The sequence below is a fragment of the Pseudomonas sp. B424 genome (assembly GCF_055408345.1).
The window spans coordinates 15,415-40,942 of record NZ_JBUZTL010000016.1; the positions used below are offsets into that span (position 1 = coordinate 15,415).

The following is a 25,528-nucleotide window of genomic DNA, read 5'->3' on the forward strand; positions in this document are numbered from 1 at the left end:
GGCTATAAGTCAGACCGGACATCAAACTGACCCGATCGCCACTGGCAGAACGGGCAGCCATAGAGCTAACAATCAGCCACCGGAATGACCCTCATGTCGATTTTTGAGCACGGCCTTGAGCCGTCTGCCGTAAACCATATTGCCCTGTCTCCCCTGAGCTTCATCGAACGCACCGCCAGCGTCTACCCCGATTACCCTGCCGTGATTCACGGCTCGATCCGCCGTACCTGGGCGCAGACCTACAGCCGTTGTCGCCGCCTGGCCTGTGCCCTGGCCGGGCGCGGGATTGGCAAGGGCGATACCGTGGCGGTGATGCTGCCCAATATCCCGGCCATGCTCGAAGCGCATTTCGCCGTACCCATGATCGGCGCAGTGCTCAATGCCCTCAACGTACGCCTGGACGCCGAAGCCATCGCCTTCATGCTCGCCCACGGTGAAGCCAAGGTGTTGATTGCCGACCGTGAATTCCATGACGTGATCCATGCCGCTGTCGCCATGCTTGACCATCCGCCGCTGATCATCGATGTCGATGACCCGGAGTACGGTGAAGGCCAGCCGGTCAGCGCGCTGGATTATGAAGCGGTGCTGGCCGAAGGCGACCCCGGGTACGACTGGCAGTGGCCAGCAGATGAATGGCAGGCCATTGCGCTCAACTACACCTCTGGCACCACGGGCAACCCCAAGGGCGTGGTGTACCACCATCGCGGTGCCTACCTCAATTCACTGGGCAACCAGATGGTCTGGGCCATCGGCAACCATCCGGTATACCTGTGGACCCTGCCGATGTTTCACTGCAACGGCTGGTGCTACCCGTGGATCATCACCGCCCTGGCCGGCGTGCATGTGTTCCTGCGCCGGGTTGACCCGCAAAAGATCCTTAACCTGATCCGCGAGCATCAGGTCACCCACATGTGCGGCGCTCCGATTGTGCTCAACGCGCTGGTCAACATGCCCGAATCGGCCAAGGCTGCCATCGACCACCCGGTGCATGCGATGGTCGCCGGCGCCGCGCCACCGGCCAAAGTGATTGGCGCCGTTGAGGAAATGGGCATCAAGGTGACCCACGTGTATGGCCTCACCGAGGTGTATGGCCCGGTGACCATCTGTGCCTGGCATGACAAGTGGGACAAGCAGCCTCTGGCCGAGCGGGCACAGATCAAATCCCGTCAGGGCGTGCGCTACCCCACGCTGGAAGGCGTGATGGTGGCCGACCCGAAAACCATGATCCCCACTCCCCGTGACGGTGAAACCATGGGCGAGATTTTCATGCGCGGCAACACGGTGATGAAGGGCTACCTGAAGAACCCCAGCGCCACGGCCGAAGCCTTCGAGGGTGGCTGGTTCCATACCGGCGACCTGGCTGTGTGCCACCCGGACGGCTACGTAGAGATTCGCGACCGCCTCAAGGACATCATCATTTCCGGTGGCGAGAACATCTCCACCATTGAGGTTGAAGGCGTGCTCTATCGCCACCCCGGCGTCATGGAGGCCGCAGTGGTTGCCCGCCCGGACGAGAAATGGGGCGAAACCCCCTGTGCGTTCATTACCCTCAAGGCCGATCACCAGCAGGTGCGCGAAGTGGAAATCATCGCCTTTTGCCGCGAACACCTGGCCGGCTTCAAGGTCCCGCGAACCGTGGTTTTCACCCTGTTGCCCAAGACCTCGACGGGCAAGGTCCAGAAGTACGTGCTGCGCGACATGGCCAAAGCGCTGTAATCGCGCCACCTGAATCAACGGTGGGAGCGGGCTTGCTCGCGATGGTATCGCCACGGTTATCCAGACTAACCGTGTTGACCCAATCGCGAGCAAGCCCGCTCCCACAGGGAATCTTTTGCCAGAATAAGAGACTTCACATGCCTGAATTCAATGCCCCGCTTCGCGACATGCGCTTTGTCCTGCACGAACTGTTCGAGGCCCCCGCACTCTGGGCCCGGCTGCCCGCACTGGCCGACCATGTAGACGCCGGCACCGCCGATGCAATTCTCGAAGAAGCCGCCAAAGTCACCGGCCAATTGATTGCCCCCCTCAACCGCAGTGGCGACGAGGAAGGCGCCCGATGGCTGGCCGGCCAGGTCAGTACGCCCGCGGGCTTCAAGACCGCCTACGACACTTACATCGAGGGGGGCTGGGTTGGCCTGTCAGGCAACCCCGAGTTCGGCGGGCTTGGCATGCCAAAGATGCTGGCCGTGCAATTCGAAGAGATGCTTTATGGCGCCAACTCCAGTTTCGCCCTGTATTCGGCGCTGACCTCGGGTGCCTGCCTGGCCATTGACGCTCACGCCAGCGACGCACTCAAAAGTACCTATTTGCCACCGATGTACGAAGGCCGCTGGGCCGGCTCCATGTGCCTGACCGAAGCCCATGCCGGCACTGACCTGGGGATTATCCGCACCCGCGCCGAACCGCTGCCGGATGGCAGTTTCAACCTCAGCGGCAGCAAAATATTCATTACTGGCGGCGACCAGGACCTGACCGAAAACATCATCCATCTGGTGCTGGCCAAGCTGCCGGATGCTCCTGCCGGCCCACGGGGCATCTCGTTGTTTCTGGTACCCAAGGTGCTGGTCAATGACGATGGCTCACTGGGCCAGGGCAATGCGCTGAGCTGCGGTTCCATTGAACACAAAATGGGGATCAAGGCTTCGGCCACCTGCGTGATCAACTTTGACGGCGCCCGCGGCTGGTTGATCGGCGAAGCCAACAAGGGCCTGGCGGCCATGTTTACCATGATGAATTACGAGCGCCTGTCGATCGGCATTCAGGGCATCGGCTGCGCCGAGACCTCTTATCAGAACGCCCGCACCTATGCCCGTGAACGCCTCCAAAGCCGCGCACCGACCGGGGCAGTGACACCGGATAAAATCGCCGACCCGATCATCGTGCACCCCGATGTGCGCCGCATGCTGTTGACCATCAAGGCCATGACCGAAGGCGGCCGGGCCTTTGCCAGTTATGTGGGCCAGCAACTGGACCTGGCCAAGTTCTCTGCCGACCCCCAGGAGCAACAGACCGCCAGTGCTCTCGTGGCCTTGCTGACCCCGGTGGCCAAAGCCTTCTTTACCGACACCGGGTTCGACAGCTGCGTGCTGGGCCAACAAGTGTTCGGTGGTCATGGGTACATTCGTGAGTGGGGTCAGGAGCAATTGGTGCGTGATGTGCGCATTGCACAGATTTACGAAGGCACCAACGGGATTCAGGCCCTGGACTTGCTGGGCCGTAAAGTGATTGCCAATGGCGGCGTGACCCTGCGCCTGTTTACCGCGCAGATTCGTGACTTCGCCACACGGCCCGACAAACCCTACGCCAGCGAATTGCTGGAGGCTGTGCAGCGGCTTGAGGACATCAGCGACTGGCTACAGGCACGAGCCTTGAGCAACCCCAACGAAACGGGCGCCGCCTGTGTCGAGTACCTGCACCTGTTCGGCTATGTAGCCTACGCCTGGCTTTGGGCACGCATGGCCGATGTGGCGCAAAAATCGCTGGATGCCGACCCGGCGTTCTATGCCGCCAAACTGGCCACCGCCCGGTTCTATTTCAGCCGTTTGCTGCCGCGTACCTTGAGCCTGGAGCAGGCGATCCGGGCTGGCAGCGAGTCGCTGTTCGAACTCGATGCTGCGCACTTTTAAACCCGCCAAATAAAACGGCGACCCTTAAAGGGCCGCCGCAGGGTGTTGCACCATTGCTCCGGGCTAAAGGCTCAGCTCGTCCAGCAACAACACTTCGCGATGCGCCAGCAAATCACCTACGGCGTGGGCCATCGCCTGATAGTGCGGGGTCGTTTTGTGGTGTTCGATGGCGTCCATGTCCGCCCAGCCTTCAATAAACACAAAGCATTCAGGGTCACTGCGATCCACGTGCAAATCATAGAAGCGACAGCCAGGCTCGGCGCGCGAGCCTTCTACGCAGGCGCGCAGTGCCTGCTCGACGGTTTTGCCATGCCCTGGCTTGGCACGCAATGTGGCAACGATTTTGATGATGTGGGACATATCTACTTCCTGCAGCATGCTGTGGCTTAAGCGCCCAATAGTTGCGCGATTTTATCCTTGATCAAGAGCCTTTGCTCCTTGAGCTTCTTCAGCACGTCATCAGGGACGCCTATGGCATCGTTGGCTTCGGCTTCAACGACTTCGGCATCTTTTTCGCTGTACTGGATAAACAGCTGGTTCAGATGAGCGTTTTCGCTGCGGAATTTGCTGACTGCATCCTTAGTAAGCCCCAGGTCCTGTAACAAGTCGTGCTTGACTGGCATATCTACACCTCATGGACATTTCAGTTGCGGGGGTCAGGCTCTGAGGGCGAGCCCGATCAGAAATATTCAGTTCACGTTGAACCCACCTAATCAATAGCACGCAATAGGTCGCTCAGAAAGCCAGGCGAGCACTTTAGTGCCCCCTGCCCCCAACCTTCTCTGGCGTCTTACACCCGTATGCACCCAAGGCACGGGCTGAATCCCTGCCCGGCCTACAGGAGGCGCCAATTTAATGACTAAAAAATCCAAGGCGTTAATATTTTGACATTTAGTGCCAGAAATCATGTGTTTGGGGATTTTCCGGTGATAAGATGACTTCTTTAATACACGTCGCGGACTGTAGTACTACGCTTGTTTTAGAAAATGTAGACCGTGCACCTCTAAAAAAAATCAAATGGGTCAGACTTGCTAATCCGATGGTGGCCATATGATTGGCACCATTAACCAGTTGACCCTCAAAGCCATCTCGCATTGTTCCTCAGGGACATCAGCGACACAGGCTTTGAAACATGCTTTTCCCCGGGGGGAGATGACGCTTGGTTCCTATCAGTTTGTCCATACATGGATTTCTGGATCAACAAGTCCAGCTGCGTGCAGGCGGTTTATATTGGGTCACGGTGGATCAGCCGGATGACGCAAAACTGCTGGCCCGGCAATTTATTGAACAGATCCCGGAGTACGTACCCGCCACGCTGATTGCCGGCGCCGGCTCGGTGCAAGACATCATCCGCGACCTTGCTCCCGACCTCGGCCCCGACAAGCTCAAGCTGTTCGAAATCGGCAAAAAGGTCATCGAGCCCGGGCTGGCCACGCTGACCCGTGACCTTAGTCGTGCGCGCATTGTCCCTTCAAGTCAGCTCCTGCTGATCCTGCCAGCAAGCAGCTGGGGTGACAGCACCAAGGCGTCCCAGCTGCAACGCTGGTGTGAGCGCATATGCGCGTGGCTGCTGGAACGCAATGCAACACTACTGGTAATCACCTACGGCGAAGCGGCACTGCTGCATACCGAGCTGCTGCAACTGAACCAGACCCTGGCCGGTTTGAGCCGCCTGTATCGCTACAACGGCGATGTGCGCTACCACTTGCACTTCTGGCATAACGAGCTGGGCGTCACTGCCGGTCAGGAGTTCAAGCTCTCGGACCAGGGCAATGCCCTGGCCCTGATCCCGCAAACCGAGGTCGACACCCAACCCCGGGTCGCTGACGATCAGCACGTGTACCTCGCCGAGCGCACCGTGCTGGAAGGCGCGCCATCGATGTCCAAGCACTGGTACCTGTTCGAGAGCCGCGAAGCATTGCTTGAGGCCGGCCAAACAGCCCGTGCCGCCACCATCATTGTGGGTATCGACAACAGTTACCAACTGCTGGAACTGGCGCAACAGCTGCACGACCTGCGCGAACAAAGCGGCCCCGAGCTGAAGATCGTGGTACGGGAAATGGAACCCTCCGTACGCTACCGCGATGAACGTCTGCTGCTGGCGTGCGGGGCCAACCTGATTGTTCCCCACGGCACCCTGCTCTCACGATTTTTAAGCATGATCGAAAGCATCCAGGGTCAGCGCTGGCAATACAGCCAGAACATCGATTTCGAGACACTGCTTGAACGCCAGCGCCCGCCGCAGATTCGCGGTCTGATCAGCCCCCGTGATTTCTATGAAGCCGTGGCGCAGATCTATAAAGACAGCTCGGGCGAAGTCACCCATCAGCTGATGAAATTCCAGCCGGTTCCGGGGCTTGGCGAAGAGCTGTTTTTGAATCAGATGTGCCTGCGCCGTTTCGGTGACATTGCCTGCCTGCTTGGCGGCGAGTTGTACCTGTTCCTGTTTGCCTGCCGCGCAGACGGTCTGGATCCGGCCCTGGGCAATATCTGCCGCCTGCCCTGGCGTGACATGTTCACTGAGCGCCGGGTTCTGAGCGGGTTATCCGACCTGCCTGCGGAAGTCTTCATGCAGGCCGGGCCGGTACCGTCGTACTTGCATATCCCCGTCGAGAGCCCGGCAATCGTGCCAATGGCCGGCGTCAGTGAACGTGCACCACTGGCCCCTCAAAGAATAACGCTGCCTATCAGTGAGCCACAGTCATGACGTTTGCAGAGCTGATTGATGTCATCGCATTGACCTGCGTGGTGACCGTACTGCTGACGCTGTTTTCACAGCGCATACGAATAGCCCTGAAGAATCATTTCGGGCAGTACCTGTCACCTCGTTACATGAAATCACGCGGCGTTCGACGTCGTGTGCCTGCCAGCCCTGCTCAGAGAACGCCTGATGAGTCTGTTTAAGCCTGACGCCCCGGCGCAAAAAATTGCTGGCCCCTGGCGCGGCCTGGGCGCCTGGAACCTGTATTTTCTCGCCAAATTCCTGCTGGCCTGGACGGGCCATCTGAATTTTCAGGTCCTGCCCAACCTGATCTTTGCCGTGGTGTTGCTGATACCTGTTGCTCACCCGATGTTGCGCCGTGTGCGCACGCTGATTGCCATCCCTGTAGCCGTGGCCCTGTTGTATCAGGACACCTGGTTCCCGCCGTTCAGCCGCTTGCTGGCGCAGCCCGGGGTACTGGATTTCTCGTTCGACTATATTGTCGAGCTGCTGGGGCGCTTCATCGACTGGCAAGTGTGCGCCATGTTGTTGCTGTTGATCGTCGGCTACATGTTCCTCAACCAGTGGGTGCGCCTGACCACACTCACCCTGCTGGGCTTTGCCTGGCTCGGCATGGGCAACCTGCAATGGCTGCTGCCACCTACGGCCGCGCCACTGATGGCCGGCACCCAGACAACATCGGGCACTACAACCAGCAGCGCAGGCGAGCCCGATGATGCGACGCTCAACGGTTACCTGGACAAGTTCTACCTCAGCGAATCGACCCGCAAGGTCGAGTTCAAGGAACCCGCAGTCAAGCCGCCACCCTTTGATCTGTTGGTGATCAACATTTGCTCCATGGCCTGGGACGACCTGGATGCAGTGGGTTTGCGTGACAACCCGCTGTTTGGCCAGATGGACGTGATTTTCGACAACTTCAACTCAGCCACGGCGTACAGCGGCCCTGCCGCTATCCGGTTGTTGCGCGCCAGTTGTGGCCAGACATCCCACACCCAACTGTACAAGCCACCGGCAGACCAGTGCCTGTTGTTCGACGACTTGCGCAAACTCGGATTTACCGACGAGCTGATGCTCAACCACACCGGGGCATTCGACGGTTTCCTTCAGGAAGTTCGCGAACAGGGCGAACTGCCGCCACCGGCACTGGGTGTTACCCCGCCAGGCCTGCCGCGCAACTACGTCGGTTTTGACGGCTCGCCGATCTGGCGCGACCGTGATGTGTTGAGCAAGTGGTGGCAGCACCGTATCGCCGAAGACTCGCCCAACATGGCGCTGTTCTACAACACCACCAGTTTGCATGACGGCAACCGGCGAGTGCTGGCCGACGGCGGCACCCAACCTGCCGACTACAGCAGCCGGGCGCAGATCCTGCTCGATGACCTCAATGCCTTCCTTAAAGAGCTTCAAAAAAGCGGTCGTCGCGTAGTAGTGGCTATCGTTCCCGAGCATGGTGCAGCGCTGCATGGCGACCGGATGCAAATTGCCGGCATGCGCGAAATTCCGAGCGACTCCATTACCCATGTGCCGGTGGGCATCAAGCTGATCAACATGGGCGACAACGCGCAAACCGCACCGGTTCACGTCACCGAGCCAAGCAGTTACCTGGCAGTGGCAGAGATCATTTCCCGGCTGTATGCCGACCCGGCGCTCAGTAATGGCCAGAACGTGGAGTGGTCCAAGCTGCTTACCGACCTGCCACAAACCCCGAAAGTATCGGAAAACTCAGGGACAGTTGTGCTCGATTACAACGGCAAGCCCTATGTGCGAATCAAGGAGAACGGTGGATGGCTACCCTACCCACAGCGGTTCAAATAAGTGCCGATATCCTTTCGCGCAAAGAGCGAGCCGATGACATTGCACGCCTCAAGTCGATGATGGAATTGCACGCCCTGGATTATGTCGACGTGTCGGCGAACATGGAGCTGTTGCAGGCCTTCGAGCGCTGGCCGTTGCTGGCCTACCTGGAATCACGCTACAAGCAGCCTCTGGATCTGCAAAAAGACCCGGAGCAAGCCCCATGATTGCAATGAGTTTACGTGGCGTTCGCGGTGGCGTAGGGACCAGTTCGACTCTGGCGGCCCTGGGGTACGCGTTGCATGAGCTGGGCCAGAAAGTCTTGCTGGTGGACATGTGCCCGGAGAACTCCCTGGGCCTGCATTTCAACCTGGACCTGGCTCCGCAAGAGGGCTGGGCCCGTGCAACCCTGGACCGGCAGCCCTGGCACGAGCATGCCTGGAGTGTTGAACCCGGCCTGTGCGTGCTGCCCTACGGGCAGCTGGAACCGGCGCAATACAGCCAGCTCGACACCATGCTGCTGGAGCAGCCTCAACTCTGGAGCCAGCGCCAGGCCGCGCTGGGGAATGCCTTTGACTGGGTACTCTTCGATTTGCCGCAGCGTTTGCCGGGGCATGTGGCCAACCCGCACTGCGACCTGTCCATCATGGTGCTCAATGCCGATGCCGCGTGCCATGTGCTATTGCAACCGCAACTCGCGCAGACGCCACTGTTCCTGATCAACCGTTACGATGCCGCCAGCCAGCTGCAACGCGATCTGGTACTGATCTGGCAACATCGTTATGCCCATGCTCTGGTCCCCTTGAGCCTGCACGCCGACGAAGCCATGGGCGAAGCCCTGGCCAGAAGCGAGCCGGCCGGCCGTTATTCGCCGGGCAGCCTGATTGCCCACGACATTATCAGCCTGGCCAGTTGGTGCCTGCTGCGTGGCAGGCGAGCGGGAGGCATACATGGCTGAGCGCTGGTTCCCCTATACCTACCTGCGGCGTGAGCAGAACTGCACACGTTTGACCGCCTTCATCCTGGCCGTGATTCAGGCCCTGGGCTGGATTTTCCTGCGCCTTGAGTCGCCCAACTGGAAGGCCCTGCGTGAGCAGCGGCGGCGTCTGTACCCGCACTTGGCCGACAAGCGCTCCACCATTGGCGACCCGTTGCGCTACGTTGTGCAGACCCTGTGGTTGCTACTGGTGCGCACCCCCGACCAGACCCGCGTGGTGGGCCGCCAAAGTTTCCGCTCACGCCTTGGCTCGGCACTTTCGGCCTTGCTGACAATCGTGCAACGCCCGTGGAACTTGCTGTCCAACTCTTTTGAACGGCTGCCTGAAGCCATCGGCCCGCAAGTGAATAAAGGCTCCCATTGGTGGAACAACATGCGCTGGCCGGTGCGCAAGGTGCTTTACATCGCCATTGGCGTACTGGCCCTGGCGTTGATTCTGCTCTGTATCACCGAGCCTTTCGGTTATCTGGCGCAGTTGGTCTTCGTCGTATTGTTGTGGGTGCTGGCCATGCTGGTGCGGCGCATGCCGGGGCGTTTCCCGACACTGCTGATGATCGTGTTGTCCGTGATTGTCTCGTGCCGCTACCTGTGGTGGCGCTACACCTCGACCCTGAACTGGAACGATAACCTGGACCTGGTCTGCGGCCTGATTCTGCTGGTGGCCGAAACCTATTCCTGGTTGATCCTCTTGCTGGGCTACGTACAAACCTCCTGGCCGCTGAACCGCAAACCGGCGCAACTGCCCCCGGACACTGAGCAATGGCCGGTGGTGGATCTGCTGATCCCGACCTACAACGAGGAGTTGTCCGTGACCCGTGGTACGGTCTACGCGGCCCTGGGTCTCGACTGGCCAAAAGACAAGTTGCGCATCCACTTGCTCGATGACGGCAACCGCCCAAGCTTCAAGACCTTTGCTGATGAAGTGGGCATCAACTATATCGCCCGCACCGATAACAAGCATGCCAAGGCCGGCAACCTCAACCATGCGCTGACCTTGATCGACGGCGACCTGGTGGCGATTTTCGACTGCGACCACATGCCTGCCCGCTCCTTCCTGCAATTGACCGTGGGCTGGTTTCTGCGCGATCCGAAACTGGCGCTGGTGCAAACCCCGCACCACTTCCTGTCGCCGGACCCGTTCGAGCGCAACCTGGGCACGTTCCGTAACCGCCCCAACGAAGGCGAGCTGTTCTACGGCCTGATCCAGGACGGCAACGACATGTGGAACGCCGCGTTTTTCTGCGGCTCATGCGCCATCGTGCGCCGCAGCGCCATCGACTCCATTGGCGGCTTCGCTGTCGAGACTGTTACCGAAGATGCGCACACCGCCTTGCGCTTGCACCGCAACGGCTGGACTTCGGCCTACTTGCGCATCCCCCAGGCTGCCGGCCTTGCGACCGAAAGTCTGTCCGCGCATATCGGCCAGCGCATCCGCTGGGCCCGGGGCATGGTGCAAATCTTCCGTACCGACAACCCGCTGCTGGGCAAGGGCCTGACCATCTTCCAGCGCATCTGCTACACCAACGCCATGATGCACTTTCTGGTGGGGTTGCCGCGCCTGGTGTTCCTCACCGCGCCCCTGGCCTTTCTGGTGCTGCACGCCTACATCATCTATGCCCCGGCGGTGATGATCCTGCTGTACGTGTTGCCGCACATGATCCACGCCAGCCTGACCAACTCACGGATGCAGGCGCGTATCGCCAGACATTCTGGGGCGAGGTCTACGAAACGGTGCTGGCCTGGTACATCGCGCGGCCGACCACCGTGGCCCTGTTCAGCCCTTCGCGGGGCAAGTTCAACGTCACGGCCAAGGGCGGCATGATGGAAGAGAACCAGTTCGACTGGCAGACCGCCAAACCCTATCTGGTGCTGTCGCTGCTCAACGTGCTCGGCCTGGGTTTTGCCGTCTGGCGCCTGTTTACCGGGCCCAGGGACGAGATCTTCACCATCATCGTCAGCGTGCTGTGGGTGGTTTACAACCTGCTGATCATCGGTGCCGCCGTTGCGGTGGCGGCCGAAGTGCGCCAGGTGCGCAACACCCACCGGGTACTCACCCGCTTGCCGGGCGCGATCAGACTGAACGATGGCCACAGCTACCCCTGTGAGCTGGTGGACTACTCGGATGGCGGGGTTGGCTTGCAACTGAGCCAGCCACAACAACTGCCCGTCGGAACGCCGGTGTCGCTGATCCTTCAGCGGGGCAACCGCGAGTTTGTGTTTAACGGCATTTTGACCCGTTCGCGCGACATGTTCATGGGCCTGAGCTTTGCTCAATTGCCACCCGAACAAAAAATCGCATTCGTTCAGTGCACCTTTGGCCGCGCCGATGCCTGGCTGGATCACAACAGCGGGTTTGAAGCCGACAAGCCGATCCAGAGCCTCAAAGAAATTCTCGCCCTGGGCGTCAAAGGCTATTACCGCCTTTATGAATACTTGCCTGAGTGGGTCCGCGTCATTGCACGACCTTTCTTGCGCGTTCTTCAGTGGCTGGGCAGCTTTTTGCCGCGCATGCCCACATCCACCCCCCTTATCTCCCGGCCAGTGAGCAGATCATGAGTCGTCTAACTAAAAAATCTATCTTCGCCAGCCTCGCGCTGATGACCTTCGCCTCACAGCTGATGTCGGCCCCCTTGCCGCTGCCGGGCAATTTGCCTGCGGCCACACCGGTGCCCAACACCGGGTTTGCCCAGACGGACCAGACGCTGCCGAGCTGGCCGGTCACTTATACGTTTGAGCAACTAGGGCGCGCCTCTGACAGCTTGTTGCTGGGTATCAGCAGCGCCGAACAGGTGGAATTCAGCCTGCGACGTGACCGGATCGCCAGTGATGCCAGCCTGCAGCTGGAGTACACCCCTTCGCCGGCACTGATCCCGACGATTTCACATATCCGGGTTTACCTTAACGACGTGCTGATGGGCGTAGTGCCGATCGAGAAAGATCAGCTCGGGCGTAAAACCACGCAAAAAATGGCCCTTGATCCGCGACTGATCTCGGACTTCAACCGGGTACGCATGGAGTTTGTCGGTCACTACACCGACATATGCGAAGACCCGGCCAACAGCACCTTGTGGGTCAATATCAGCCGTGGCAGCGGCATCACCCTGCAAGAGCAGGCGCTGAGCGTGCAAAACGACCTGGCGTTTTTCCCGCTGCCCTTCTTCGACCCACGCAACAGCAGCAAACTGGAACTGCCGTTTGTGTTCGCCGCCAACCCGACCCTGGGCGAACAGAAAGCGGCCGCCATCCTGGCCTCGTACTTCGGTAGCCAGTCCAACTGGCGCGGTGCGCACTTCCCGGTGTTGCTCGATAACCTGCCGGGTGTACAAAGCAAGGACGCGATCCAGCCGACCGTAGTGTTCGCCACCAACGATCACCGCCCGGCCTTTATGAGCGACCTGGAGAAATTCCCGGCCGTGACCGCCCCCGTGGTCGAGATGATCGATCACCCGGACGCGCCGTACAGCAAGATCCTGCTGGTCATGGGCCGTAACGAAGAGGACCTGGCCACCGCCGCCAAGGCGCTCGCCCTGGGCGGTCACCTGCTGCGCGGCTCACGCGTGACCATCGACAAGGTCGAAGAGCTGCAACCGCGCAAACCTTACGATGCCCCGGCATGGATGCGTACCGACCGGCCTGTACGCTTTGCCGAACTGATCACCTACGCTCAGCAGTTGCAAGTCAGCGGGCTGCAACCGCGCCCGATTACCCTGGACATCAACCTGCCGCCCGACCTGTTCGTATGGCGCAACCAGGGCATCCCGCTGCGCACCCAATACCGCTACACCGCGCCGGCGAACAGTGATGACTCGAACCTGAGCATCAGCCTCAACGACCAGTTCATCACCAGCCTGCCGCTCAAGCGCAAAGACACCAGCAACCTCGAAGAACTGCGTCTGTCGGTGCTGTCCAACGACACCGCCAACGTCAATGACAAACTGATCGTACCTTCGCTCAAGATCGGTGACCGCAACCGCCTGCGCTTCGACTTCAATTTCGCCAGCACCATGGGCAGCTCCCAGCGCGACCGTTGCCAGACCATCCTGCCGACCAACACCCAAGCGATCATCGACGAAGACTCGACCATCGACATGTCCGGTTATCACCACTACCTCAGCATGCCGGACCTCAAGGCATTCGCCCGCAGTGGCTTCCCGTTCAGCCGCATGGCCGACATGTCCGAATCCATCGTGGTGGTACCGTCCAAAAGCACACCGACCCAAATCAGCACCCTGCTTGAAACCGTGGCCAGCATTTCTGCCCGCACCGGCTATCCGGCCTTCGGCGTGCGCTTGAGCGATGACTGGCAAACGGCGTCCAAACAAGATGCCGACCTGCTGCTGGGCGAATTGGCCCCGGACCTGCGCGACAACCCGGACCTGAACGTGCTGCTGCAACGCCAGCGCGACATGCTGGTGCAGCCTTACGGCACCACCCCCATCGACGCGAACAATCGCCGCAGCCTGAAACCTGACGCCCGCAACCAGCCTGCCAACAAGGTTGAAGTGACGGCCCAGGCGCCGATTGCGGCAATCGTGGGCATGCAGTCGCCTAGCCACAACCAGCGCAGCATCGTGGCGCTGCTGGGCAATGATGATGCCGACTACAACCTGTTGCGCGAAGTGATGGGTGACAGCGGCAAGCTGGATGCCATCTCGGGCTCCGTCGCACTGGTGCGCAGCAGCGGTGTTTACAGCCAGTTGGTGGGCGATCAGTACTTTGTCGGCAACCTGCCGTGGTACCTGCTGCTGTGGTACCAGCTGTCCGAGCACCCGGTACTGCTGGCCGTGCTGGCCGTTATCAGCGTGATGCTCACTGCGTTCCTGCTGTGGCGTGCCCTGAGCTGGGCGGCCAACCGCCGTCTGCACAAGCATGACTGAGGCCATGGGACGATTGGCGGCACTCGCCCTGACTTCAGCCCTGGGCTGCGCACCTCTGGTGGCGAGTGCGGCGGCCTGTGACTGGCCGGCCTGGGACAGCTACAAGGGCGCCATGATGAGCGCCGACGGACGCATCATTGATGGCTCGTCGGCGAAAATGGTCACCACGTCCGAGGGCCAGAGTTACGGGCTGTTTTTTGCCTTGCTGGCCAACGACAAGGAGAGCTTCGCCAGCATTCTTGAATGGACCCGCAACAACCTGGCGGGCGGCAACCTTGAAGCGCATTTACCGGCGTGGCAATGGGGGCTGGGCAAAAACGGCAAGTGGCAGATCCTGGACCCCAACAATGCCAGCGACGCCGATCTGTGGATCGCCTACAGCCTGCTTGAAGCCGGTCGTCTGTGGCAGTTGCCGGAGTACGTGACACTGGGCCAAAACCTGCTCTGGCGCAGTGCGGCACAAAGCCTGCGCAAAATGCCCGGGCTGGGCCTGATGCTGTTGCCGGGCGATATCGGTTTTGACGGCCCCAAAGGCTGGCGCCTGAACCCCAGCTATTTGCCGCCGCAACTGCTGGCACGCTTTGCCCGGATCTCACCCATCTGGGCGGAACTTGGGCGCAATCAGCAGCGCATGCTGATCGAGGGCTCGCCCAAGGGGTTTGCGCCTGACTGGCTGTTGTGGAAAGCCGCCGGGGGCTGGGCCCCCGACAGCAAAAAAGACGGCTCGCTGGGCGACTACGATGCCATTCGCGTCTACCTGTGGGTCGGCATGTTGGCGCAGGACGCACCCAACCGCCAAACCCTGCAACAGCACTTCGCCCCCATGGCCAGCCTCACGCAAACCCTGGGCTATGTGCCGGAAAGCGTGAATGCACTGACCGGCAAATACACCGGAACCGGGCCGGTGGGGTTCAGCGCTGCCATGCTGCCACTGCTGGCCAGCCTGGACTCCCCCGCGCTCGCGGTACAACAACAAAGGATTCAGCAACAGCCGCCCGCGGCTGATGCTTATTACAACCAGTCACTGCTGCTGTTTGGTCAGGGCTGGGATGAACAACGCTATCGCTTTGACAAGGATGGTCAGCTATTACCTGCGTGGATCAACACATGCCAAAAATAACAACATGGGCTTTCCTGCTCGGTGGTTTGTCCACCGCAGCCATCGCACAACCGACCACAGTGCAGGAGCAACAACAGTGGCTACTGGAGCAGGTGCGTATCGGCGAGGCCATGTACCGCGAGGACCTGGTACGCGCCTCATTGGCCCGATTGCAGTTGATCGCACCGAACAACCCCCAGGCGCTGGTGGCATCGATTCGCCAGGCATTACTGGATAAAAATCCTCAACTGGCCCAGCAGCGACTGGCCCAGCTGCAAAGCGTTGCCCCCAATTCTGCGGCACTGCGTCAGGCCCAGAGCCTGATGAAGCTGCAAGACCCGCAAAGCCAGAAAGACTTGCAACAGGCGCGCCTGTTTGCCGCCGCAGGTCGACCGGAAGAAGCGGTTGCGATCTTCGAGCGCCTGTTTGGCGATGCCCCGCCGGATTTCGCCACGGCGCTGGAGTACCTGCGCATCCGCAGTAACATCGCGGGCCAGCACCCTAAAGTCATCGAGCAACTGCGGGTACTGGACAAAGAGTACCCGGGCAACGCCGGCCTGCGCCAAACCCTGGCTGACTTGCTGTTCCGGGAAAACCGCCCCCAGGAAGCCCTGGCCGTGCTGCAGCAGCTGTCCACCGACCCGCTCGCCAGCAAAGCGGCGGCCGAGCGTGAGTACACCTACCTCAGCACCTTGCCTGTGGATCGTGCGTCGGCCCAGGCCTGGCAAGGGTTTGTCACGCGCTACCCGTCCTCCCCGCTGCTCGGTGAAGCCACTCAAAACCTGCAGCAACAGCAGCGCTTGCTTGGCGACCCGGCATGGAGTGCCGGGGCCCAGGGCAAGCAAATGGTCGACCAGTCGCGCAACCCGGTGGCGGCCGAAGCCATGTTGCGCAAAGCACTCAAGCAATACCCCGATGACCCTACACTTTATGGCGCGCTGGGCATGGCCTTGTTCCGTCAGGGCCGGTATGCCGAGGCCAACACCAACTTCGCCACGGCGCGGACCAAGGATCAGGACACATCCAACATCAGTAAGTGGCAGGACCTGATGGACGCCAGTCGCTACCGGATGCTGCTCAGCCAGGGCGACAAGGCCCTTGAGCAAAACAATCCGGGCGCGGCACGCAACGCCTACGCGCAAGCCCGCAAGACCAAACCGGGGGACGCCGACCCGCTGATCGGGCTGGCCAATGTTGCCCGCGCCGAGCACGACGACATCCAGGCCGAGGCCCTGCTGTTGCAGGCCCGTCGTCTGGAGCCCACCAACGGCAGTGCGGTGCGTGGCCTGATGCGCTTGTACAGCGCGCAATCTCCGGAAAAGGCCAAGGATTTCCTCAACAGTTTGCCCCCTTCCAGCCAGAAGGATTTTGCCGGTCTGCGCCAAAGCCTGGAGCTGGACGAGCTGAACCAGCAAGCCGACGCAGCCGCCGCCCGCAAGGACTGGCCACAAGTAGTGGCGCTGTTGAGCAAGATCCGCGAAAAAAACCCTGATGAGCCCTGGCTGACTTACCGTCTGGCCAATGCGCAGCGCGAGATCAACCAGCCCGGCGCTGCCGATGACAGCTTCAAGCAGTTAATGCGTCGCCAGGGGAAAAACCCTGAGGCCGTGTATGCCTACGCGCTTTACCTGTCGGCCAGCGACCGCGATGCCAGCGCCCTGAGCGCAATGGAACAACTGCCCCGTGCGCAATGGACCGACTCCATGCGTGAGCTGGACGCTCGCTTGCAACGCAACGAGCTGATTGCCCGCGCCGACCGCCTGCGTGCTGCCGGCCAGGAGCCAGAAGCCGTTGCCCTGTTGATGAGCAAACCGGACACCGACGAACTGATGACGGTCGCCGGCTGGGCCCAGGAGCGTGGTGACAACACCCAGGCGCAAAACCTCTACAGCCAGGTCTTGAAAAGCCAGCCGGACAACACCGAAGCGCGACTGGGGCAGATCGAAACCCTGATTGCCAGCAAGCAGTTGCCCGCTGCTCGTCAGCAACTGGCACAGTTCCAGCCCGCCCCCGGCACCGTGCTGACCTCCCCGCAACTGCGCCGCGTGGCCAATTCGTGGGCAGCTGTTGGCGAACCGGACAAAGCCCGGGCCATGTACACCCAGTTGCTCAACACCCCCCAGGCCGACCCGCTGATGTACCGCGATGCAGCACGGCTGATATCTGCCACAGAGCCGCAACAGGCGCTGGATTACTACGCCAAAAGCATGGCGTCTGCCGGGTTGATCAGCCCTGGGCAGGCCAACCCCCGTGACAACCGTGCCATGACCATGGCCAGCCGTGAAAAGGACGATGACCAATGGCTGGCACGCAGCCTGCGCAGCGACGTGGATGAGCTGTACCAACGGCAAAACCCGACTTTGCACCTGTACACCGACTACGGCTGGCGTTCGGACAGCGCGTCTGCAGGTACTTCCGACACAGATACCCGGACCACCATCCTGCAACTGGACTTGCCGGTTGCCGAAGGCACAGGGTTTATGCGGGCTGAACAGCTCAACATGGATGCGGGCAAATTCAAGGCCGACCCGGACGGCCTGGTTCGCGAAAACTACGGCACCTGCGGGGTATCGGTCAGGCGCAAAGGCACCACCGGCCCGGATTTCTCGGGCTGTGATGACCGCTCGCAATCGGCCAACGGCACCATGATGGCGGCCGGCTGGAAGAACGAGGTGTGGAACATCGATATCGGGCGCACACCGGATACCTTCAAGGTCCCCAACTGGCTGGGTGGGGTGGGCTACAGCAGCAAGATTGGCGAACTGGGCTGGACCCTGACCGGTTCGCGCCGCCCCATGAGCAACTCGATCCTGTCTTACGCCGGCGCCAAGGACCTCAATACCGGCGTCACCTGGGGCGGCGTCACCTCCAACGGCGTGACCCTGAGCCTGAGCCACGACGAAGGCGGCGTGGATGGCGTATGGGCCAGCTTCGGGCAGCACTGGTTGCGCGGCAAGAACGTGGAAGACAACCACAAAAGCACGGCCATGGCGGGTTACTACTATCGCCTGGTCGAGCGTGCCGACGAGCGTATGCGCACTGGCCTGACATTGATGTATTGGGGTTATGACAAGGACCTGAGCGAGTACACCCTGGGCCAGGGCGGTTACTACAGCCCGCAGAAGTACTACTCGATCGGCGTGCCGCTGAACTACGCGTTCCGTACAGCCAACTGGTCGGTGTCACTGGAAAGTTCGGTGAGCTGGTCGTATGCCAAGACCGATGCCAACGACCTTTATCCGCTGAGCGGGTTGAACGACAAGCTGTTGCAGCAACTGGACAATGCAGGCTTCGAGCTGTCCGATGGCCTGGGGCAGACGTCGGGCGGCAGCAGCACCGGCATCGGCTACCGCTTGCAGGGGCTGGCAGAGCGCAGGTTGACGGACAACCTGGTGCTGGGGGGTGGCTTGCTCTATCAACACAGTGACAGCTACGCACCAAGTCGGGCAATGCTCTACCTGCGTTACACCTTCGATGTCTGGCAAGGCAACTTGCCAATGCCGGTGCAACCGCTGATCCCGTATGCCGACTTCAGGTAACAACAGGCACTGCGTGTAGCCGCTGCCGAGGTTCGACGTCTGGGACAAGGGGCGAAGAACCTGCTTCTGCGCCCATCGCAGCTTTCGTGCCTCGGCAGCGGTTACAGGGTTTGTGTACTGCGCAATCTTTTGCTTTGGCTTTGCCTTGGCTTTTGATCTACCCGCCCCTTCGGGAGGCCGAGTGGAGGTTCTGCGCAGTGGGCCTTCCGGCATGGATGCCGGTAGAGCCGTGTTGGGCCAAGGATGGCCCGTCCTGCCGCGCACCCCCAGAACAGCACCTGCGTTCAGCCTCCTGTGAGGGGCATTCGTGTCGCTTGATTAATCCCGTGGCTACAGCAAAAGCAAAGGTTAAGGCTTGAAACTGCACAACCCCATGTGGGAGCGGGCTTGCTCGCGATGGCATCGGCGCGATTCAACTCAAATACCGCGCCGCTTGCATCGCGAGCAAGCCCGCTCCCACAGAGGAGATGAGCGAGTCTCGCAGACCTCGCCGGCAAACAGGCCGGCCGGTCGGCCGCCTCGGCGGGCATTGCTTTTGATCTGCCCGCCCCTTCGGGACACCTGAGCGCAGCGAGGGCCGTACGCCGGGGCAAGCCTTTTTGGGTACTTTTTCGGCGTTTGGAAAAAGTGCCTCGCCGTAAGGGCGAAACCCGTAGAACGCCGTGGCGCATCGAATGGATATGTACGCTGTGTCAGTAACTGCGATACCGGGTACATATCCGGCATTCGCGTTTAACTGAAATATTGGTTTCGCTCTTACAGCGAGTCCCTGCCCTGCCATACGGCCACCTGTGAGGGGCGTTCGTGTCGTCTGGACAATCCCGTGGCTACAGCCAAAGCAAAGACAATAACCAGATTTGAAACAACACCCTTTTTTGCGGGAGCGAGCCTGCTCGCGAAACAGGCGACGCGATCTTTCTGGTAAACCCCAGTGATGCCTTCGCGAGCAGGCTCGCTCCCACAGCGGATAGGAGGCGTCACACATCCCGACACCAAACACACCGGCCTGCCACCTCGGACGCCTTTGATCCGGCCAAGCTGTTTAGCGAGAAACACTTCGCCAGTGCTTGACCGGGAACAGAGTATCTACAGTTTTAGCGTTTGACCGGAGTGCGCATGGTCACAAACTCTTCGGCAGCCGTCGGGTGTACACCGATGGTTTCGTCGAAGTGCTGTTTGGTCGCGCCTGCTTTCAAAGCAATCGCCAGGCCCTGCACGATCTCCCCCGCCTCCGGGCCGACCATGTGGCAACCCAGCACCTTGTCGGTGTCGGCATCCACAACCAGCTTCATCAGCGTACGTTCCTGGCACTCGGTGAGCGTCAGTTTCATCGGACGGAAGCTGCTCTCGAAAATCTGCACCTTGTGCCCGGCTTCAATCGCCTGCTCTTCGCTCAGCCCCACCGTGCCGATGTTGGGCAGGCTGAACACTGCGGTCGGGATCATCTGGTAATCCACCGGGCGATACTGCTCAGGCTTGAACAGGCGGCGTGCTACGGCCATGCCTTCTGCCAGCGCCACCGGTGTCAGCTGAACGCGGCCAATCACGTCGCCAATGGCCAGGATCGACGGCTCGGCGCTCTGGTACAGATCGTCCACTTCCACAAAACCGCGCTTGTCCAGCTTGACCCCGGTGGTTTCGAGCCCAAGGTTATCCAGCATCGGGCGACGCCCTGTGGCGTAGAACACACAATCGGCAATCAACTCGCGACCATCTTTTAGCGTGGCCTTCAGGCTGCCGTCAGACTGCTTGTCGATACGCTCGATATCGGCGTTGAACTGTACGTCCATGCCGCGCTTGGTCAGCTCTTCATGCAAATGCTTGCGCACCGCACCGTCGAAACCGCGCAGGAACATCTCACCGCGATACAGCAAGGACGTTTTGGCGCCCAGGCCATGGAAAATCCCGGCGAACTCAACCGCGATATACCCCCCCCCCACCACCAGCACACGTTTTGGCAACTCTTTGAGGAAGAACGCCTCATTGGAGCTGATCGCGTGCTCATGGCCCGGGATTTCGGGGATCTGTGGCCAGCCACCGGTGGCGATCAAAATATGTTTGGCGGTGTGGCGCTGACCGTTGATTTCCACTTCGTTGGGGCCGGTGAGCCTGGCGTGGCCTTCGATCAGGGTCACACCACTGTTGACCAGCAGGTTGCGGTAAATGCCATTCAGGCGATTGATCTCGCGATCCTTGTTGGCAATCAGCGTCGCCCAGTCAAAGTTCGCCTCGCCCAGGCTCCAGCCAAACCCGGAGGCCTGCTCGAAATCCTCAGCGAAATGCGCACCGTAAACCAGCAGCTTTTTGGGTACGCAACCGACGTTAACGCACGTACCACCCAAATAACGGCTCTCAGCCACGGCCACTTTTGCGCCGAAACCTGCAGCAAAACGCGCAGCTCGCACGCCGCCGGAACCCGCACCAATTACAAACAAATCAAATTCGTAGGCCATTTCTATCTCCTGGGCAGTCCATCAGCATAATCACTCCAGCGCGATTGACCAGCGCCAGAGGTTGTCGAAAGCAAAAAAACGAAAAAGCCACCCGAGGGTGGCTTTCTTTTGAAGCGTTCTACAGGCCGGTGCTATTAGTAAGCTTTACCGGTTTTGTAGAAGTTTTCGAAGCAGAAGTTGGTTGCTTCGATGTAGCCTTCAGCGCCGCCGCAGTCAAAACGCTGGCCCTTGAATTTGTAAGCGATCACGCAACCGTTTTGAGCCTGTTTCATCAGGGCGTCGGTGATCTGGATTTCACCGCCTTTGCCCGGCTCGGTCTGCTTGATCAGATCGAAGATGTCCGGAGTCAGGATATAGCGACCGATGATGGCCAGGTTGGACGGTGCGTCTTCCGGTGCCGGTTTTTCAACCATGTTGCGCACACGGTACAGGTCATCACCGATCATTTCGCCAGCAATCACGCCGTACTTGTTGGTCTCGGCCGGATCAACTTCCTGGATCGCGATGATGGTGCAGCGGTACTGGTTGTACAGCTTGACCATTTGCGTCAGGACGCCGTCGCCTTCCAGGTTGACGCACAAGTCGTCCGCCAGTACGACCGCGAAAGGTTCGTCGCCGATCAACGGGCGGCCGGTCAGGATGGCATGACCCAGGCCTTTCATTTCGGTCTGACGGGTGTACGAGAACGAGCACTCGCTCAACAGGCGACGGATACCGACCAGGTACTTTTCCTTGTCCGTACCCTTGATCTGGTTTTCCAGCTCGTAGCTGATGTCGAAGTGGTCTTCCAGAGCGCGTTTGCCGCGGCCCGTTACGATGGAGATTTCAGTCAAGCCAGCATCCAGTGCTTCTTCAACCCCGTACTGGATCAGTGGCTTGTTCACCACCGGCAGCATTTCTTTAGGCATGGCTTTGGTCGCTGGCAAAAAGCGAGTGCCGTAACCGGCTGCTGGGAACAAGCATTTCTTGATCATATGAGTCCTTAAAGGGGCGTACGTTCCAATTTTGGCGCAGTCTAATCAGGCGGCATCGACGTTACAATGCCTCCTGATAGCAAACCGATGCCAACTTAGATAAAAAAAAACCCGTTAGTTCCTTGACGGGTGATTTTGATTGTCGATCGCGGTACTGGAACCAATGAAATAGCACACTTGTCTGCTTGTAAAGGCATTAACACTTACTTGATGCCCTTACGCTATCATTCCCCTATTAATCCAGCCAATCAGGCAGCTCGTCGATGTCCGCAACAGTCAGCGTAAACGGTTATGAAATCAAACCCGATGAATCGGGCCAATGGTGTGTGTTTGACGCATCGGGTGAAAACATTGCAGGTCCCTTCAGCTCGCAAGAGGCCGCCGTTGAGGTCGCTTCGGTGCTTCAGGACCAGCCAGCGCCCCCTGCCCGTCGGCGCAACAAAAAATAAACAAGCCCATTTCGTGATGATCACACTACGATGAAAAAAATTCTGACATTGCTCGCTCTGGTTTCGCTTGGTGGCTGTGCTACGGCGTCCAACACCTACCTTGCTGATGGCAAGCAAGGGTTGAGCATCGACTGCTCTGGCGAGGCCATGTCGTGGGCCAAGTGTTATGAGAAGGCAGACGCCTCTTGTGCCGGCACCGGCTATACCATTATCGGTACCGATGGTACCCCTGCGGTCGATGAGCAAGACAAGACCCTGGGCGTCGATGTAGGTAATTTCAAAAGCCGCAACATTGTGGTGGCATGCAAATAGCCTGCTGAGTGATGCCGCTAAAGCGCAAGGCTTTAGCGGCAGTCTGGAGTTACTGTGTACCTTGCCCGATCAGTACGCCATTCACGGTCTGGCCGTAAACGTTTACCCCGTCATTGGCATGAAACCTGACCCTGGTTTTCTCCACTGAACCCTCGACCAGCCGCGGGTCCTGTGGCCGTTCGTGAGTGTTTACATACGCCGCCACATCCCATGCCTGCTCGTCGCTAAGGCTGTTGGCCTTGCCCAGCGGCATGTTGTGCTTGATGAATGAGGCAGCCGTGTTGATCCGGTGCATGCCGGCCCCCCAGTTGTAGGACTCCTTGCCCCATAGCGGTGGCATCACGTAATCATCGCCTGCCTTTTGCCCTTGGCCGTTGTCGCCATGACAAATCGCACACTGGTCCTTGTACACCGCTGCACCACGGGCCAGGTTGTAGCCACCTTTAGGCTCGGGCACGTCGGGGTAGCCGCGTCCGGGTAGCTCAACGCCCACGGGCGCCTTGGTCGACAGCCAGTAGGCATAGGTCGACAGCGCCGTGATTTCCCGGCTATCCGCTGCCGGAGGCGTGCCGCCGTTCATGCTGAACTGAAAGCATCCCTGCAGGCGCTCGGCAAAGGTATTGACCTTGTCGTTCTTTTTTCGGTACGCGGGGTACATGGGGTAAGCCCCCCACAGTGGCGCCGAGTTGGCCAGCCGCCCCTGATCCAGATGGCAGTTGGTGCAGTTCAGGCCGTTGCCCACAAACTTTGGCGCCTGGCGTCTGGTGTCGACAAACAGGGCATATCCATCCATGACCATCTTGCCGTAGGCGTTGTCCGGCAATTCGCTCTGTTGCGGCGGCTGGAAGTAAGTCACGCCCTTGTCGGGAACCGGAGGGGTTTTGATCTGGGACTGATCCTCCATGGCAATGGTCGCCGCATGCACCCCGGAGCTCAGGAGAATTGAAAATGCACAGACCGGCATCAGAACTTTCATGGGGTGACCTCCTTGTGACCCACATTGGCGAAATACTCGGCAACCGCCTTGATTTCGTCCTCGGTCATGGACTTGGCGATATGACCCATCAAATCGTCGGGATCGTTGTGGCGCGTGCCATCGCGCCAGGCGTTGAGCTGTGCGGTCAGGTACATCGCCGGTTGATTGGCCAGTGGTGGGAACGCGCTGCCCACGCCTACGCCGCCAGGCCCGTGGCAGCTGACGCATTCTGGGATCTGTCGGTCCCATGCACCGCGCAAGGCCAGTTTTTCACCCGGCCCGTCAGGCATGCGCGCGCGGTTGATGGCAGGCACGGCAGGTGCCGGCATGCCAGCAATCGTGGCCGTAACCGAGGCGATTTCCTGATCGGTCAACGACTTGGCCAGGGGTTGCATGACAGGGCTGACCCGTTTGCCCGTTTGAAAATCGTGTAACTGCTTGCTCAGGTAATCGGCAGATATACCGGCTAATCGCGGAAACCCGGCGGGCGCCAGCCCCATGCCATCTGCACCGTGGCAAGCCACGCAGGCGGTGGCACCCGGTTGGGCGCCGCCCTGCAAATAGATGTTGGGGGCCGGCTGGGCCTGGATAGTGCTCACGGTAAACAGCATCACGCTACTCAATAGCGTTCGCTTGAGTGGAATCATGACCAGCTCCATTATTGTTATATGCTTAGGCCTATAAAATATAAGCATATAGAGCGTAGGAGAACTCGCACAAGGTCACAACACTGCTTTGGCATGAACACAGCATTCAGCCGAAAAAAAACCTGACGCCGCGCAGAGCACTCGTCAGGTTCGGGGTACAGCGGCGGGTTGGCCGAAGCCGGGCTTCAATCAGCCTGAAATGCAGTGTGTTGCGGCTTTGCGGATGTCGCCCGGGCGCACTGGCACGTTGGACATGCTTTCATAGACCTTGATGCTGCTGCCGCCGGAACGTTCTTCAATATCAATGACTGCCGTCGGGTTGGACGTCAGCTTTTGCGGGACGATGACCCGAAATCCATCCTTGTGCGGCTCTATCTGAGGAGCCCTGCGTGTATTGGACAGTTGCTGCACCAGGCATTGAGCATAGGCATCCGGCTTCTTGCCCGAGATTACATTCATCGTGGGCAATGTCTGTTCAATATCCGTGACGGATGCACAGCCCCCCAAAACCAGCATCGCCGCTAGTACGCCCCACTTCATATACATTCTCCGTTAAAGATCCTACGACCGTAAAAGTTCAGGATTTCTCCCTGGTCATAGTGAATAAATACGCAATAGTGGCGGATTATCCACGTTTTGCGTCAAACTCACCCGCATCACGGCATAATACCCACCTTTAGCCCCCAGACCGGGCCAAAGCACGTGCTAGCGTGCTGATTTTTCGGTAAATGCCCCCCTTTTGGAGCCCCCATGAAATTTATTCACCAGCGTGAGCACCTTAACGAAGACGACATCGTCGTTATCGAGTGCTCCCAGCCCTGCAACATCCGCCTGATGAGCGATGCGCACTTTCGCAGCTTTAAAAATGGTGGCCGCCACTCTTACCATGGCGGCGCGTTCAAGGATTTCCCGGCCCGCATCACAGCACCGAGCACCGGTTTCTGGAACATCACCATTGACACCGTCACCAGCCGGGCCATCAGCGTAACCCGCAAGCCAAGCTTCCAGCCGACCATCAAAATCGTGCGTCGCTCCAGCTCCAAACTCCGCTAAACCCAAGGCA

General features: G+C 59.7%; 20 protein-coding genes and 1 pseudogene. 14 read left to right on the forward strand and 7 right to left on the reverse strand.

Annotated elements, in window-relative coordinates:
* Positions 1-93 precede the first annotated feature (93 nt).
* The gene (locus ACZRMS_RS17625; RefSeq protein ID WP_463996328.1) at positions 94-1,716 is read left to right on the forward strand and encodes an acyl-CoA synthetase; all 1,623 of its coding nucleotides are present in this window, start codon (positions 94-96) and stop codon (positions 1,714-1,716) included.
* Between the two features lie 137 nt (positions 1,717-1,853).
* Complete coding sequence (locus ACZRMS_RS17630) at positions 1,854-3,626, forward strand: acyl-CoA dehydrogenase C-terminal domain-containing protein (protein ID WP_463996329.1); 1,773 nt, start codon at positions 1,854-1,856, stop codon at positions 3,624-3,626.
* A gap of 63 nt (positions 3,627-3,689) precedes the next feature.
* Here ACZRMS_RS17630 and ACZRMS_RS17635 read toward each other — a convergent pair whose 3' ends face one another.
* Positions 3,690-3,986 (reverse strand): putative quinol monooxygenase, encoded by a 297-nt coding sequence (locus tag ACZRMS_RS17635; protein ID WP_463996330.1) that lies wholly within the window; start codon positions 3,984-3,986, stop codon positions 3,690-3,692.
* Positions 3,987-4,012: 26 nt separating this feature from the next.
* Positions 4,013-4,249: a YdcH family protein gene (locus ACZRMS_RS17640; RefSeq protein ID WP_463996331.1), complete on the reverse strand. Its 237-nt coding sequence runs from the start codon at positions 4,247-4,249 to the stop codon at positions 4,013-4,015.
* A 536-nt stretch (positions 4,250-4,785) separates the two neighbouring features.
* Between ACZRMS_RS17640 and bcsE the strand changes: the two genes are divergently transcribed.
* From bcsE to bcsC, 9 genes and pseudogenes are all read left to right on the forward strand, one after another.
* Positions 4,786-6,333: a cellulose biosynthesis protein BcsE gene (gene bcsE / locus ACZRMS_RS17645; protein WP_463996332.1), complete on the forward strand. Its 1,548-nt coding sequence runs from the start codon at positions 4,786-4,788 to the stop codon at positions 6,331-6,333.
* The gene (gene bcsF, locus ACZRMS_RS17650) at positions 6,330-6,530 is read left to right on the forward strand and encodes a cellulose biosynthesis protein BcsF (RefSeq protein ID WP_074836839.1); all 201 of its coding nucleotides are present in this window, start codon (positions 6,330-6,332) and stop codon (positions 6,528-6,530) included. The genes bcsE and bcsF overlap by 4 nt, the downstream gene beginning before the upstream one ends.
* A complete protein-coding gene (bcsG, locus tag ACZRMS_RS17655) occupies positions 6,517-8,163 on the forward strand; it encodes a cellulose biosynthesis protein BcsG (protein ID WP_463996333.1) in 1,647 nt (548 codons plus the stop codon). Before bcsF ends, bcsG begins: the two co-directional genes overlap by 14 nt.
* Positions 8,133-8,369: a cellulose biosynthesis protein BcsR gene (gene bcsR / locus ACZRMS_RS17660; RefSeq protein ID WP_048361764.1), complete on the forward strand. Its 237-nt coding sequence runs from the start codon at positions 8,133-8,135 to the stop codon at positions 8,367-8,369. The genes bcsG and bcsR overlap by 31 nt, the downstream gene beginning before the upstream one ends.
* Positions 8,366-9,100, forward strand: coding sequence for a cellulose biosynthesis protein BcsQ (gene bcsQ, locus ACZRMS_RS17665; protein WP_463996334.1), 735 nt, complete (start codon positions 8,366-8,368; stop codon positions 9,098-9,100). Before bcsR ends, bcsQ begins: the two co-directional genes overlap by 4 nt.
* Positions 9,093-11,695: pseudogene (bcsA, locus tag ACZRMS_RS17670) on the forward strand (UDP-forming cellulose synthase catalytic subunit). The gene bcsQ and the pseudogene bcsA overlap by 8 nt, the downstream one beginning before the upstream one ends.
* Positions 11,692-14,016 (forward strand): cellulose biosynthesis cyclic di-GMP-binding regulatory protein BcsB, encoded by a 2,325-nt coding sequence (bcsB, locus tag ACZRMS_RS17675; RefSeq protein WP_463996335.1) that lies wholly within the window; start codon positions 11,692-11,694, stop codon positions 14,014-14,016. Before bcsA ends, bcsB begins: the two are co-directional and overlap by 4 nt.
* A 4-nt stretch (positions 14,017-14,020) precedes the next feature.
* Positions 14,021-15,136: a cellulose synthase complex periplasmic endoglucanase BcsZ gene (gene bcsZ / locus ACZRMS_RS17680; RefSeq protein WP_463996336.1), complete on the forward strand. Its 1,116-nt coding sequence runs from the start codon at positions 14,021-14,023 to the stop codon at positions 15,134-15,136.
* Positions 15,124-18,654 carry a cellulose synthase complex outer membrane protein BcsC gene (gene bcsC / locus ACZRMS_RS17685; protein ID WP_463996337.1) on the forward strand — a complete coding sequence of 1,177 codons (3,531 nt, stop codon included), beginning with the start codon at positions 15,124-15,126 and terminating at the stop codon, positions 18,652-18,654. Before bcsZ ends, bcsC begins: the two co-directional genes overlap by 13 nt.
* 1,094 nt (positions 18,655-19,748) lie before the next feature.
* Here bcsC and gorA read toward each other — a convergent pair.
* Positions 19,749-21,107, reverse strand: coding sequence for a glutathione-disulfide reductase (gene gorA, locus ACZRMS_RS17690; protein ID WP_463996338.1), 1,359 nt, complete (start codon positions 21,105-21,107; stop codon positions 19,749-19,751).
* A 134-nt stretch (positions 21,108-21,241) separates the two neighbouring features.
* Positions 21,242-22,081: a UTP--glucose-1-phosphate uridylyltransferase GalU gene (gene galU, locus ACZRMS_RS17695; RefSeq protein WP_095036572.1), complete on the reverse strand. Its 840-nt coding sequence runs from the start codon at positions 22,079-22,081 to the stop codon at positions 21,242-21,244.
* A 263-nt stretch (positions 22,082-22,344) separates the two neighbouring features.
* Here galU and ACZRMS_RS17700 point away from each other — a divergent pair, with 263 nt between their 5' ends.
* Positions 22,345-22,530: a hypothetical protein gene (locus tag ACZRMS_RS17700; RefSeq protein WP_048361757.1), complete on the forward strand. Its 186-nt coding sequence runs from the start codon at positions 22,345-22,347 to the stop codon at positions 22,528-22,530.
* A gap of 30 nt (positions 22,531-22,560) precedes the next feature.
* On the forward strand, positions 22,561-22,842 hold the full coding sequence (locus ACZRMS_RS17705) for a hypothetical protein (protein ID WP_463996339.1): 282 nt from the start codon (positions 22,561-22,563) through the stop codon (positions 22,840-22,842).
* 49 nt (positions 22,843-22,891) lie between these two features.
* On the opposite strand, the gene ACZRMS_RS17710 is transcribed toward ACZRMS_RS17705, so the two are convergent.
* From ACZRMS_RS17710 to ACZRMS_RS17720, 3 genes are all read right to left on the reverse strand, one after another.
* Positions 22,892-23,818 (reverse strand): c-type cytochrome, encoded by a 927-nt coding sequence (locus ACZRMS_RS17710; protein WP_463996340.1) that lies wholly within the window; start codon positions 23,816-23,818, stop codon positions 22,892-22,894.
* Entirely contained in the window at positions 23,815-24,465 is a 651-nt protein-coding gene (locus tag ACZRMS_RS17715; protein WP_463996341.1) for a c-type cytochrome, read from the reverse strand. Before ACZRMS_RS17715 ends, ACZRMS_RS17710 begins: the two co-directional genes overlap by 4 nt.
* Positions 24,466-24,654: 189 nt before the next feature.
* Positions 24,655-25,005 carry a hypothetical protein gene (locus ACZRMS_RS17720; protein ID WP_463996342.1) on the reverse strand — a complete coding sequence of 117 codons (351 nt, stop codon included), beginning with the start codon at positions 25,003-25,005 and terminating at the stop codon, positions 24,655-24,657.
* A gap of 210 nt (positions 25,006-25,215) precedes the next feature.
* Here ACZRMS_RS17720 and ACZRMS_RS17725 point away from each other — a divergent pair, with 210 nt between their 5' ends.
* Positions 25,216-25,518 (forward strand): DUF1883 domain-containing protein, encoded by a 303-nt coding sequence (locus tag ACZRMS_RS17725; protein WP_003445729.1) that lies wholly within the window; start codon positions 25,216-25,218, stop codon positions 25,516-25,518.
* Positions 25,519-25,528: the final 10 nt, after the last annotated feature.